The following is a 13,285-nucleotide window of genomic DNA, read 5'->3' as shown; positions in this document are numbered from 1 at the left end:
TATAAATGGGGAGCACACTGGCTCCCCCTGTTATTTAGGCTATTTGTTTTTGATCACCACAGCTGATACTCAATCACAACGGCATTTTTGGGCCATGATCTCAATGATCTGACGATCTGTTTGCCGCATCGCGCCACAAGCTAATGCACACAGATTGGCAATCGACTGATCAACATCATGCGCTACGATCCCCTCATTTCCAGTAACACCACTGCTGTCTAACGCCATCAGCACCGCTTTATAAGCCGCACTGACACTGGTGGAGACTTTCATTGCGCAGCTGTTGGCGGCACCATCACAGATAATCCCGCTGATATCGCCAATCATGCTGCCAATCGCCAGTGCTATCGGCTCATAGCGCGGCTCAAATAACCAGGCCATCCCTGCCGCCGCGCCCATGGCCGCCGTGGTAGCAGCACATAAAGCAGAGAGTGTCGGTAACTGGCTGTGGATATAAATCGCCATCAAATGGGAGAGGATCAGCGCCCGCGCCAACGCCTCCTCATCAGCCCCCAAATACTCGGCCACCACTAGCACCGGCAGGGTGGCAGCAATACCCTGATTACCAGAACCGGAGTTACTCATGGCGGGCAGCATCGCTCCGCCCATGCGAGCATCCGACGCCGCCGCTGAACGGATCATAATATCCGACAGTAAATCCTTCACTAACAGGCCTCGTTCGCGCTGGCGCATCAGTGAGGTGCCGATATGTAGCCCATAGTTGCCGCTCAGCCCCTCTTGGGATAATGCGCCGTTCAGCTTGGCGGCCTGCAAAATAAAGGCAATCTGCTCAAACGGCACTTCGGTGGCAAACTGGTAGACCTGCCGAGCAGTGGCCTGCTTCAGACACTCATGAGGGCCGCAAGCCACTTGCTCCTGCGAGCTATCCTGTGCAACTTCAAACAGAATATTGCCATTGACGACGACCTTCATCACTTGGGTATGCCCCCCGGCGATGGTCACACATGCCCATTGAGAGCCCTGATGCACCTTAGCTTCGGCAAACAGAATCTCATTACCAGAGTGCATCTCTACCCGCACATCCCCCCTTGCCAGCATAGATTTAGCTTCTGCCACCTGCTGTTGACTCAGGTTTTTCAACACCGCCAATCCCCCCTCAGGATCCCCCCCTAACGCCCCCACGGCAGCGGCGATAGGCAGGCCAACCATACCGGTGCCGGGCACGGTCACACCCATCCCATTTTTCATTAAGTTAGGTGAAACCCGCGCTTCAATGCGCTCAGCTTGACCGGGCAGATAAGAGGCCGCTATTGCCGAAGCCAGTGCCAGCGCGATCGGTTCAGTACAGCCTACCGCGGGTTGCACATCTCGTTGAACGACGCGGATAAACGCGCCCCATACAGCAGAATCAGTTGTGCTATTCATAATAATACCTTCAAACATTTACAGCAGGTAATGTCAGATGCCGTTATTTCAGGAGAATGCCAGGAATGGGGAGATACAGAGTAAAACACCGGTAATGATAATAATTGTCAGGGAGAGTCCTTTATATTTATGTAGCGCTGGCACTTTGTAGACTAAATAAGCTGGAATCAAACAGCCCACCATGCCGAATATTGGGCTACAAATAGAGGTGAAACTTAATACCGGCGCGTTTAATATAATCGCTCCCCAAGCTAATAATACGGCAAACACCATAATACCGTTTTGCACCCAGCGCTCATTGATATTTTCGACTGGCATCATGCGGCGCAGAATATTAAGCACAATTCCTTGTGTGGCCTCACGAAAGCCTAAATAAACACCAAAGAAGGCGGTCATCACGGCAAAGATATTTAAAATAACACTGACCACTGTCGCCCAGCCGCCGGGGAAAAATTTCGCCGCAATCGCCAGAGCGGAAATATTCTGCTCATAGGCTTTAACCGCTTCATCGTGACCCATTGCCAGCGTAAAGGAGACGGCATAGAAAAAGACCGTACAGAATAAGATACCAAAGGCGATATTCATCGCCCGTAAGGCTTTATGGCGGGCAACTTCCAGTGATTTCTCTTTTGCTCGGTATGAAATAACCATCGGACTGAGTGTCTGAATAAACAGAATTGACGTTAGGGTAAACGGCAGTGTGATTATCGCATTTTTGATTAGCAAGCCCGCTGGTGGCAGCATGCCAACATTGTACAAGTGCCACATCCCGACCATCGACACCCCTAGGGCAGCCACCACTAACAGCTTGGTTATCACCATAAAGCTCGACAGTTTGAACAGCAATTTCTCACCACGGGAGGATATCGCCACCAATACACAAATCAGTACTAAACCATAGAATGGATTATCCGATAGCAACCCTTCAGTCACGCCAAAGGTTTGTAAATAGGAGGCACTGTCATTGGTGATGGCGGTGGAATAAACAAACATCCAGATCACCAGCATAATAAAATAGAGTGCGCCTAACACGATCCCCCAGTTTTTGCCTAAATAACCACTAATAACACTCGGGTAATCTTTACACTCTGGTGATTCTGCCAATGTATTAATGAAGAGGCGCTGAAAAAGATACATGGCGGGATAGCCAATAATAGAGGAGAGTAAAAACACCCATAATCCCATTAAGCCCACCTGCACAGGTAAAAAAACAATACCCGCGCCGATAGCCATGCCAATACTCATTATTACCCAGCCAAAATCTGTACTGTCGAATTTAATGGCTTCACGCCACTCTCTTTCGCTCATATTGGCATTCTTTGCTGCTGGAGAGTCAATTAATATGACACTCTCACTTATTTTTGCCGTTTCCATAATAGGTCTCGCCTTAATCGCTGATAAGTAGGTTTTATTGTTATAAAAATGTACAGAGCGAGTTATCCGCTATTTATCTTATTGCCAATAAATAGCAGGGGCAGGTGTTCTTATTTTTCGGCTATATTACGCTGAGAAATAGAGAATGTTTTTTTAACTTTACTGTTTTTGGTGGGTCGCAATAGAAATTTATTCTACCAAAAGAGTCTTATCCTGAATTTTCATCTACAAAAATAATCACATTGCAGTATATTATTTCGAAAAACATCAAGTGACAAAATAACATATTGATAAATAACAAATATATTAATAAGGCCAGCATTTCAGCACAGTTATTTCTTACTCTTCCGACAGGAAATGCGTGACGGCCATCAATATTGATTAACCACTTAAATTAAAAGGTTAATAGAAGATTTGCCGATACCGTCACATCCACCTCAGTAAAAAGGGCTTGAAACAGCATTAAATGTTTTATAAATAAGTTATTAAGCTAAAAAGCAGAGTAATCAACTAGACAAATGAGTGAAGAGTGACCGACTGGCTCCGCACTTTCAGTGTCACTTCCGCCAGCGCCAATTGATTCTGGTCAGCCGCCAGTGTCACCCACGCCGTCGCCGTGTCGGCAATCAGCGTAATGCGGGTAGTTTTCGCCGCCTCTTCGGTGGCCAGATAGGTTTCAAACTCTGCATGAGACAAACTGCGTTTCTTGCCGAATAAATCCTGCTCAAAGGCGCTGATAATCCGGATCGAGGGAAATACCCCCAGCAAACAGCGCGGGAAGTAGCACAATCAAAATACGGCTGAAATAGCGAGTCAATCTGCGCTCAGTGTGGGTCAGTTCTACCGCTACTTCCCCAGTAAAAATGCCATCCCCCTTGGGCCGCATTTATTCCCCTTCTTAAAGCCGCTATTTCGATTATGCTCTTATGCGTGTGTGACGTGTATTCCACGCCATCTATTCGGAAAATGAATACCAGTCACACTGGCTTATTTCTTAAAATCAATGCGTTTGTTGATAAACGCACTCGCCCTTCAAGCGACTCGACACAAGGTTAAGATGGACGATTCTATGATTGATAATAATGTTTCTATCACTGATAAAAATACAACTCCCCTGTCGGTGCTCGATTTATCACCGATAGCACAGGGTAAAACCCCACGGGATGCCTTCCATGCTTCATTGGATTTGGCGCAACATGCCGAGAAATGGGGATATCACCGCTACTGGCTTGCCGAACACCACAATATGACGGGCATTGCCAGTGCGGCAACCTCGGTCCTGATTGGCTATATTGCCGGCGGTACCAACACCATCCGCGTAGGCTCTGGTGGTGTCATGCTGCCAAACCATTCACCACTGGTGATTGCCGAGCAGTTTGGTACCCTCGCCTCCCTCTACCCTGATCGTATCGATCTCGGTCTTGGCCGTGCGCCCGGCAGTGATCAGCGCACTATGATAGCACTGCGTCGCCATCTGTCCGGTGAAGTTGATAATTTCCCATCTGATGTACGCGAGCTGCAAAACTACTTTGCTGAAGTGCAACCAGGACAGGGGGTGCAAGCGGTGCCGGGTCAGGGCTTACATGTGCCGCTGTGGCTGTTAGGTTCAAGCCTGTACAGTGCGCAACTCGCCGCCGCCATGGGCCTGCCGTTTGCCTTCGCCTCACACTTCGCACCGGACATGCTGTTCCAGGCACTCTCCCTGTATCGGGAAAACTTTAAGCCGTCAGCACAGCTGTCAAAACCTTACGCCATCGTCTGCGTCAATGTGGTAGCTGCGGATACGGAGCGTGATGCACGCTTCCTGTTTACCTCGATGCAGCAGCAGTTTGTCAGTCTGCGCCGTGGCACACCGGGTCAGTTGCCACCGCCAGTGGAAGATATGGAGAAGATTTGTTCGCCAGCGGAACAGTTTGGGGTCGATCAGGCGCTGCGTTTATCCATCGTTGGCGACAAAAGCAAAGTACGCCATGGGCTACAGTCACTGTTGCGAGAAACTCAGGCCGATGAGTTGATGATCAATGGCCAGATATTTGATCATCAGGCACGATTGCACTCCTTTGAGATAATTGCCAGTTTGCAGCAAGAGCTGATACACAACTCAGCGTTATAATAACGTTAGCAATTCATAAACCGCAGACTAAAAAAACCAGCCCGAGGGCTGGTTTTACTTTTAACCATCAAAATAACCCAGCAAATATTTTATATTAGTCTAGCCACGAAATTAAACCGTACCAGTTTTCTGCTGGTCTCACTCCACTCTAATTTTTTACCCATAGGATTAAATGGATAGAAAATGAGATGACCAACGTCACCGATAATAAAATAGAGAGCGGACAGCCGGATTTATTATTGGGCTATCCTGCTAGCTTGAGTATTTATTTTGTTTTATAGCGTGATCGTTAATCACCCTCGCAATATAAGTAGGATTTCCCTTTAATCATCCAGGCTTCGGCACAGCGATCTGTGGCCAGTCACTAAAGACTGGGCAGGCTAGTCAGACTGTACTTCCGCTTCGGCATCTTTTTGCGCAAAGGCAGCCATATTCTTTGCCCTTACCGCGTCACACTGTTCTACTGAGATAGTCCCTTTCTGTTTTCTCACTTGGTACTCTTTAAAGGTAGGATCCCAAATCCAGTTATTTTTAAAGTATTCACCTTCGGCTAATTTGGCACAAAGTGCTTCATCATCCAGAGCGGTGACAGGGGTTGAACATGCGGTAAGAATAAAAGAGAGGAGAGGAATAATAATATAAACTTTCATTTTGAAGTCCTTACAATAAACAAATCATTGTTTTTTTCGTTTCAAAACAAATCTATCACAGCAGACTGTAATTATTCTTAGCACAAAATAAAATATATGTAAACTCGCTATCAATTGTGGAGAAATTATGATGCGCAGTAATATACAACCAAAATATCTAATTACAATTAAATGATATAAGCAGGGGTATTTTACCGCACTAATTAATACATATTGGTAGCTGCCAAAAATACTATGTCATAGTTGATAATACTTATTATAAAAATAAGCTTTTCACGATGTTAGCACTGACATAGCCCGATATCCGACAAATAGCAGACATAAAAAAACCAGCCCGAAGGCTGGTTTTTTACGTTTAATCATCAGAGATGACTAAGACTTATGCATCACCGAAACGACGACGCGCTGGCGCTGCTGCTGCTGCTGGTGCAGCGGCATCATCACGACGTGGTGCAGCTGAACGCTGACCATCACGGCTACCACGACGTTCGCCACCGCCATTACCGGCTGGAGCACGATCGCTGCCGAATGAACGACGAGGAGGAGCACCTGCGCCATCACGACGTTCGCCACCGGCGGAACGAGGACCGCCACGACGCTGCTCACCACCGTTACCGCCAGCTGGACGCTCACGACGTTCGTGTGGCTGTGCATCACCCAACAGCTGCATGTTCAGCGGCTTATTCAGGATACGGGTACGGGTGAAGTGAGATAGCATTTCGCCCGGCATACCTTTTGGCAGCTCGATAGTGGAGTGAGAAGCAAACAGCTTGATGTTACCGATATAACGGCTGCTGATATCGCCTTCGTTAGCGATAGCGCCAACGATATGACGAACTTCAACACCATCATCACGGCCCACTTCAATGCGGTACAGCTCCATCTCACCAACATCACGACGTTCGCGACGTGCTGGACGCTCGCCACCATCACGGCTGTCAGCACGAGGCTCACGACGGCTATCACCACGATCACGGCCACGATCATTACCACGATCGCTACCACGGTCATCACGGGAATTGAATTCACGTTGCGGACGACGCGGTGCTTCTGGTGGCAGAATCAGAGGACGTTCGCCCTGTGCCATTTTCAGCAGCGCAGCAGCCAGAGTTTCGAGATCAAACTCTTCTTCTGGTTGAAGCTTAGCCAGCAATGCACGGTACAGATCTAAATCACTGCTTTCCAGCTGTTGGCCGACTTTAGCAGCAAACTGCGCTAAGCGACGTTCGCCCAGCAATTCTGCATTTGGCAACTGAACTTCTGGAATGGTCAGCTTCATGGTGCGTTCAATGTTCTGCAACAAGCGACGTTCACGGTTCTCAACGAACAGCAACGCACGACCGGCACGGCCAGCACGGCCAGTACGGCCGATACGGTGAACGTAAGACTCTGAATCCATAGGGATATCATAGTTTACAACCAGGCTGATACGCTCAACGTCCAAACCACGTGCAGCAACGTCAGTTGCGATCAGAATATCCAGACGGCCATCTTTCAGGCGATCCAGTGTCTGCTCACGTAAAGACTGGTTCATATCGCCGTTCAGTGCAGCGCTGCTATAACCACTGCGCTCCAAGGCTTCTGCAACTTCCAGCGTCGCGTTTTTGGTACGCACGAAGATGATGGCTGCGTCGAAATCTTCAGATTCCAAGAAACGAACCAAAGCTTCTTTTTTGTTGTAACCGCCACCCACTCTCCAGAAACTCTGGCTGATGTCAGGACGAGTTGTCACGCTAGACTGAATGCGCACTTCCTGCGGGTCTTTCATGAAGCGACGGGTAATGCGACGAATCGCTTCTGGCATGGTTGCAGAGAACAGCGCGGTCTGATGTTCAGCCGGGATCTGCGCCATGATAGTTTCAACGTCTTCGATAAAGCCCATGCGCAGCATTTCATCTGCTTCATCCAACACTAAACCGCTCAGGTTGGACAAGTTAAGGGTGCCACGTTTCAGGTGATCTAACAGACGACCTGGGGTACCAACAACAATTTGTGGACCTTGGCGCAAAGCGCGTAATTGAACGTCATAACGCTGGCCGCCGTACAGGGCCACGACGTTGACGCCATTAATGTCTTTAGAGAAGCTAGACAGTGCTTCAGCGACCTGAATAGCCAACTCACGGGTCGGTGCTAATACCAGAACCTGTGGCGCTTTCAGCTCAGCTTTAATATTGTGTAACAGCGGCAGACCAAACGCGGCTGTTTTGCCACTGCCTGTTTGCGCCATGCCGAGAACATCACGGCCGTTTAACAGGTGTGGGATACATTCTAACTGGATTGGCGATGGTTTTTCATAACCAAGGCTAGTTAGAGCGGAAAGAATAGGAGCGGACAGCCCCAGATCAGCAAAAGAGGTTTCAAGCTCAGTAGTCATGTACACGTGCCTCATTAATAATGGCAGCCAGTCTACATAACTCGTCGAGAAAATTTTCAGTCATTTTCATTGAAAAGTGTGAACCGGCTCAAATTAGATTATAAAACGAACAAAAAGGCCATCACCTGTTAGGGTGATTAACGTTGGTAAAAACCAAGGTATACAGGCTGATAGTTGTTCGTCAGCTATTGCTGGTCCGATTCCGATAGGTCGTCTTGTTCTTGGCCCAAAAGCGCCAATTCCAACAATGCATAGCGGTGCTCAACAAAGTTATGAACGTTGTTAGCTACCGTCAGTTTGAACAGCGCCGAAGCGGTGTTCTTGTCCCCCAGACTTAGGTAATGTTTACCTAAATAGAAGTCAGTTTCACTGAGATGCTCAGCGAGCGAAGTGTTATCCGTTGCATCTGCCTTGAGCCTTTCCATCAGCGTTTTTTCGCTGATCGTGCCCAGGTAGAATTCGACAATATTCCATCCCCATTGCCCTCTGTCCGATTTCTCATAGCGCTGTTGTAACGCTACTGCCGCTGTCTTGGGATCGATTTCTCTTTCCACCAGATACAGCCACAACGAACGGAAGGGATCATTTGGATCGTCTTGATAAAACGCCTGCAGATCATCCTGCGCCAACGGGAGTCGACCGCCATAATACAGAGCGATACCCCGGTTTAAACGCGCGTAATTGTAAGTTGGATCAAGCTCTAGTACAGAATCAAACGCTTCATAGGCAGCATCAAAATTGCCTGCCTGCGTTAAATAAATGCCCAGATAGTTAAAAACTTCTGGCATATCAGGACGAATAGCTAACGCTTGCGAAAAATCATTTCGCGCTAGTGCCCGTAGCCCGAGGCTATCATACAGCACTCCGCGCTCATATAAAAGCTGTGCGCGCTCATCATCCGTAAGTGCCCGACTTGCAAGGATTTGTTCCATGCGAGCCAGAATCACTTCCTGCTGCAACGTCGGTTGCAACGGGATAGCCAACACCTCGTCTTTACGCCAATCATGGTTGCTGCATCCTGCCAGCATGAGTGCTGTCGCAACGTAACACCAGCGCAAGAAAGGCTTCATTTCCTACTCCCGAAGACAAACATTGGATAAATATCCTTTCATCCATTTGTTTAACACAAGAGCATCCTGCCCTCGAGATAACATAGCCCCTCACTCATAAGTCAGGGGCTATGGAATACTTTATTACTCTGCTGCTTCTGGTGCCGGAGCTTCTGCGTCAGGAGTCGTGGCTTCTTTGATGCTCAGGCGGATACGGCCCTGGCGATCAACTTCCATTACTTTAACTGGCACTTCTTGGCCCATTTGCAGGTAGTCTGTCACTTTCTCTACGCGCTTGTCAGCGATTTGAGAAATATGAACCAGACCTTCTTTACCGCCGCCGATTGCCACAAATGCACCGAAATCAACGATACGAGTCACTTTACCCGCATAGATACGGTTCACTTCGATTTCAGCAGTAATTTCTTCGATGCGACGAATAGCGTGTTTTGCTTTGTCGCCATCGGTAGCTGCAATCTTAATGGTACCATCATCTTCGATTTCGATCGTGGTGCCCGTTTCATCAGTCAGCGCACGAATCACAGAACCGCCTTTACCGATCACATCCTTGATTTTCTCAGGATTGATTTTCATGGTGTAGATACGTGGAGCAAACTCAGAGATATCACCACGAGGTGTGCTGATAGCCTGTTCCATAACACCCAGAATGTGCAGACGCGCACCCTTGGCCTGGTTCAGAGCCACCTGCATGATTTCGCGGGTGATACCTTCAATTTTAATGTCCATCTGCAATGCGGTGATACCGTCACGGCTACCGGCCACTTTAAAGTCCATGTCGCCCAAGTGATCTTCGTCACCCAGAATGTCGGACAGAACCACAAAGTTTTCGTTTTCTTTAACCAGACCCATCGCGATACCCGCAACAGCGGCTTTAATTGGCACGCCAGCATCCATCAGGGCCAAGGAAGCACCACAAACAGAAGCCATTGAGGAAGAACCGTTAGATTCGGTGATTTCAGAAACCACACGAACAGTGTAAGGGAACTCGCTCGGGCTTGGCATAACTGCCAACACACCACGTTTCGCCAGACGGCCATGGCCAATCTCACGACGTTTAGGTGAGCCAACCATACCAGTTTCACCAACGCAATATGGAGGGAAATTATAGTGTAGCAGGAATGAGTCAGTACGCTCACCCATCAGCTCATCAATATTTTGCGCGTCACGTGCAGTACCCAGTGTGGCAGTAACCAGTGCCTGAGTTTCACCACGGGTGAACAACGCAGAACCATGGGTACGTGGCAATACGCCAGTACGCACATCCAGACCACGGATCATGTCTTTTTCGCGACCATCGATACGCGGTTCGCCACGCAATACGCGGCTACGAACGACGTTTTTCTCAACATCGCCCAGAATGTCCTGAATTTCAGACGCATTCAAAGATTCGTCTTGTGCCAGCAACGCCTCAGTCACGTCTGCTTTGATAGCATCAACTTGAGTATAGCGCTCTTGTTTCTCAGTGATGCGATATGCGTCACCCAGACGAGCTTCAGCCAGCTCAGCAACGCGCGCGTGCAGCGCTTCGTTAACTGGCTCAGCATGCCAATCCCACTTCGGTTTGCCCGCTTCGGCAACCAGAGCGTTGATATTTTCAATCACAACTTGTTGTTGCTCGTGGCCGAAGACCACCGCGCCCAACATTTGATCTTCAGACAGAATGTCTGCTTCAGATTCAACCATCAGTACTGCGCCCGCAGTACCAGCAACAACCAAGTCCAGACGGCTCTCTTTCAGTTCGTCCGTTGTTGGGTTCAGCACATACTGGTCGTTGATGAAACCAACGCGAGCAGCGCCGATTGGGCCGTTGAATGGAATGCCTGACAGGCTCAGCGCAGCTGATGCACCAATCAGTGCCACGATGTCTGGGTTAACTTGTGGGTTAACAGAAACAACAGTCGCAATCACCTGAACTTCATTCAGGAAGCTATCTGGGAACAATGGGCGAATCGGACGGTCAATCAGACGTGAGGTCAGTGTTTCGCCTTCACTTGGGCGGCCTTCACGACGGAAGAAGCTGCCTGGGATACGGCCAGCAGCGTAAGTACGCTCCTGATAGTTAACCGTCAGCGGGAAGAAGCTCTGACCTGGTTTAGCTTTCTTTTGGCCAACAACAGTCACGAATACTGCGGTGTCGTCCATGCTTACCATAACAGCAGCAGTTGCCTGGCGAGCCATCATGCCCGTTTCGATGGTTACGGTATGTTGGCCGTACTGGAATTTACGAATAATCGGAGTCAGCAAAATAGTATCCTTATACTATGCGGTGCCGGATCGTATTGACGACCTCATCCACCTGTCACTATTACCTTCACACTGCATCCTCGCGACTAATGACAATCCTTAACCCTCATTGAGTTAAAGTCTCTCATTAGCCGCGCGAACCTCTGCACCGGAAGATCCTATTTTAAAAATTTACTTTTCTTACTTTTTACTTTTCTTACTTAAGTAATAAGCAACAACAATATACTAGCGTATTTTATCATTGCGTCTTAGAAAAAAGGGGCCTATTGGCCCCTTTTTCCCGAAACTCGCAGACTTAGCGACGCAGACCCAGACGCTCGATCAGGGAAGCATAACGCGCTACATCTTCACGCTTCAGGTAGTCCAGCAGCTTACGACGCGTGGATACCATACGCAGCAGACCACGACGGCTATGGTGGTCTTTTTTGTGCTCGGAGAAGTGACCTTGCAAATGGTTAATTTGAGCAGTCAACAGAGCAACCTGAACTTCGCTTGAACCGGTGTCATTTTCACCGCGACCGAAGTCAGCAACAATTTTAGCTTTCGCTTCAACACTTAGAGACATGATACAACTCCAAATATATAGATAAATTAAGACAGGCGCCGATCTCTAATTCAGCAACCCAATATGTAAGCCGCACTATTCTACTCTTTGAGCCGAGGGATCGCAAGGAAGGCCGCTAGGCCCTACTCGGCGTATTCCACAACCAAACGTTTCGGTGCGACTCGACCATCCTCAGCAATGATGCCGATACCAATGAAGTTACGCTCTTCGCCTTCAGTGATACGGACCATTCCTTCATCCGGTGCACCAGATACATGCACCGGTTGCCCCTGCTTAACATAGGCAGCCACTGCGGGTAACAGATTAACTTCAGGGAAGTTTAATACCGCACTGTCCATCGGGAGCAGCAGGAGATCCAGTTCTGGATTTGGCGAGCGCTCTTCAGTTTGCGCCGTTTCAACCATGGTTTTCAACTGTTCTAAAGTCACCATGCGGTCACTTGGGTAAGTGGCTACCTGTAACCGGCGCAGATAACTCACATGCGCACCGCAACCTAACAATTCACCCAAATCATCAATGATAGTGCGAATATAAGTGCCTTTGGAACAGTGGATTTCCAGCTCGAGATCGTTGCCTTCCCAGCGGATAAAGAGCAACTCGTACACTGTAATGCTGCGGGCTTCACGCTCTACTTCAATCCCCTGACGGGCATATTCATACAGCGGTTTACCTTGGTGCTTCAGCGCAGAATACATAGACGGAATTTGCTGGCTATCGCCACGGAAACTCTCCAGAGCGGCATCCATCTGAGCCTGAGTCACCTTGACCTCCCGCTCGCTGATTAATGCACCTTCGGCATCCGAAGTATCAGTACGTTGCCCTAAACGAGCAACGACACGATAGCGTTTATCTGAATCCAGCAAAAATTGAGAAAACTTGGTCGCTTCGCCCAGACAGATAGGCAGCATACCGGTCGCCAGTGGATCAAGCGCCCCCGTATGCCCTGCGCGGTTAGCGCTAAAGAGGCGTTTTACTTTTTGTAAAACGTCATTAGAGGAGAGGCCCAGCGGCTTATCCAATAACAGAACGCCGTTAATGTCACGGCCGCGACGACGTGGACGACCCATTACTTCTCCTCGTCGCTACCTGGATTAACCTGACGTTCTGCATCATTTTTGATGACATTTGTCACCAGGTTAGACATCCGCATCCCTTCAATCAGAGAGTTATCATAAGCGAAGGTCAGTTCTGGCACGATACGCAGACGCATCGCTTTACCCAGCAAAGTGCGGATATAACCGGAGGCATCTTGCAGTGCTTTAATGCCATTTTTTACCGTATCCGGATCTGCGTTATCGGTTAATACGTTCAAAAAGGTCACAAAAACTTTAGCGTAAGCCAAATCACGGGATAGCTCGATACCGGATACGGTAGCCATGCCAACACGGGGATCTTTGATTTCACGCTGTAAGATGAGTGCGATCTCTTTCTGCATTTCCTGCGAAACACGCTGAGAACGGCTGAATTCTTTTGCCATTTGGATTCTCCAGACAAGTTGGGGGGCCAAGG

General features: G+C 48.7%; 13 protein-coding genes and 1 pseudogene. 2 read left to right on the top strand and 12 right to left on the bottom strand.

Features of this window, described 5'->3' with window-relative positions; all coding sequences use genetic code 11:
* Window positions 1-69: 69 nt before the first annotated feature.
* The 4 genes and pseudogenes from ACZ76_RS11535 to ACZ76_RS19370 form a co-directional block, all read right to left on the bottom strand.
* Window positions 70-1,386 (bottom strand): L-cysteine desulfidase family protein, encoded by a 1,317-nt coding sequence (locus tag ACZ76_RS11535; RefSeq protein ID WP_072080897.1) that lies wholly within the window; start codon window positions 1,384-1,386, stop codon window positions 70-72.
* Window positions 1,387-1,434: 48 nt separating this feature from the next.
* Window positions 1,435-2,760: an SLC5/6 family protein gene (locus ACZ76_RS11530; protein WP_048619051.1), complete on the bottom strand. Its 1,326-nt coding sequence runs from the start codon at window positions 2,758-2,760 to the stop codon at window positions 1,435-1,437.
* A 525-nt stretch (window positions 2,761-3,285) separates the two neighbouring features.
* A pseudogene (locus tag ACZ76_RS11525) lies at window positions 3,286-3,498 on the bottom strand (transporter); the annotation flags it as partial.
* Window positions 3,485-3,646: a hypothetical protein gene (locus ACZ76_RS19370; RefSeq protein ID WP_162489026.1), complete on the bottom strand. Its 162-nt coding sequence runs from the start codon at window positions 3,644-3,646 to the stop codon at window positions 3,485-3,487. The gene ACZ76_RS19370 and the pseudogene ACZ76_RS11525, both read right to left, overlap by 14 nt.
* On the opposite strand from ACZ76_RS19370, the gene ACZ76_RS19765 reads away from it, so the two are divergent.
* Window positions 3,590-3,730 carry a hypothetical protein gene (locus tag ACZ76_RS19765; protein ID WP_158506219.1) on the top strand — a complete coding sequence of 47 codons (141 nt, stop codon included), beginning with the start codon at window positions 3,590-3,592 and terminating at the stop codon, window positions 3,728-3,730. The genes ACZ76_RS19370 and ACZ76_RS19765 overlap by 57 nt on opposite strands.
* Window positions 3,731-3,817: 87 nt before the next feature.
* On the top strand, window positions 3,818-4,873 hold the full coding sequence (locus tag ACZ76_RS11520; protein WP_048619049.1) for a luciferase-like monooxygenase: 1,056 nt from the start codon (window positions 3,818-3,820) through the stop codon (window positions 4,871-4,873).
* A gap of 380 nt (window positions 4,874-5,253) precedes the next feature.
* On the opposite strand, the gene ACZ76_RS11515 is transcribed toward ACZ76_RS11520, so the two are convergent.
* The 8 genes from ACZ76_RS11515 to rbfA all read right to left on the bottom strand — a co-directional run bounded on the left by ACZ76_RS11515 (window position 5,254) and on the right by rbfA (window position 13,253).
* Window positions 5,254-5,523 (bottom strand): hypothetical protein, encoded by a 270-nt coding sequence (locus ACZ76_RS11515; protein ID WP_048619048.1) that lies wholly within the window; start codon window positions 5,521-5,523, stop codon window positions 5,254-5,256.
* Window positions 5,524-5,902: 379 nt separating this feature from the next.
* The gene (locus tag ACZ76_RS11510) at window positions 5,903-7,897 is read right to left on the bottom strand and encodes a DEAD/DEAH family ATP-dependent RNA helicase (protein ID WP_048619047.1); all 1,995 of its coding nucleotides are present in this window, start codon (window positions 7,895-7,897) and stop codon (window positions 5,903-5,905) included.
* Window positions 7,887-7,961 carry a protein YrbN gene (gene yrbN, locus ACZ76_RS19760; RefSeq protein ID WP_223499600.1) on the bottom strand — a complete coding sequence of 25 codons (75 nt, stop codon included), beginning with the start codon at window positions 7,959-7,961 and terminating at the stop codon, window positions 7,887-7,889. The genes ACZ76_RS11510 and yrbN overlap by 11 nt, the downstream gene beginning before the upstream one ends.
* A gap of 121 nt (window positions 7,962-8,082) precedes the next feature.
* The gene (gene nlpI / locus ACZ76_RS11505) at window positions 8,083-8,967 is read right to left on the bottom strand and encodes a lipoprotein NlpI (RefSeq protein ID WP_048619046.1); all 885 of its coding nucleotides are present in this window, start codon (window positions 8,965-8,967) and stop codon (window positions 8,083-8,085) included.
* 123 nt (window positions 8,968-9,090) lie between these two features.
* Window positions 9,091-11,211, bottom strand: a complete 2,121-nt coding sequence (gene pnp / locus ACZ76_RS11500; RefSeq protein WP_004875408.1) for a polyribonucleotide nucleotidyltransferase — start codon at window positions 11,209-11,211, stop codon at window positions 9,091-9,093.
* A gap of 295 nt (window positions 11,212-11,506) precedes the next feature.
* The gene (gene rpsO, locus ACZ76_RS11495; protein WP_004875409.1) at window positions 11,507-11,776 is read right to left on the bottom strand and encodes a 30S ribosomal protein S15; all 270 of its coding nucleotides are present in this window, start codon (window positions 11,774-11,776) and stop codon (window positions 11,507-11,509) included.
* Between the two features lie 122 nt (window positions 11,777-11,898).
* Window positions 11,899-12,843, bottom strand: a complete 945-nt coding sequence (truB, locus tag ACZ76_RS11490; protein WP_048619045.1) for a tRNA pseudouridine(55) synthase TruB — start codon at window positions 12,841-12,843, stop codon at window positions 11,899-11,901.
* Window positions 12,843-13,253 carry a 30S ribosome-binding factor RbfA gene (rbfA, locus tag ACZ76_RS11485; protein ID WP_048619044.1) on the bottom strand — a complete coding sequence of 137 codons (411 nt, stop codon included), beginning with the start codon at window positions 13,251-13,253 and terminating at the stop codon, window positions 12,843-12,845. Before rbfA ends, truB begins: the two co-directional genes overlap by 1 nt.
* Between the last annotated feature and the right edge of the window lie 32 nt (window positions 13,254-13,285).

It is taken from the genome of Yersinia aleksiciae, assembly GCF_001047675.1.
Classification (GTDB): domain Bacteria; phylum Pseudomonadota; class Gammaproteobacteria; order Enterobacterales; family Enterobacteriaceae; genus Yersinia; species Yersinia aleksiciae.
The sequence above is the reverse complement of the archived record's forward strand: the minus strand, read 5'-3'. Positions and strand labels throughout refer to the sequence as shown.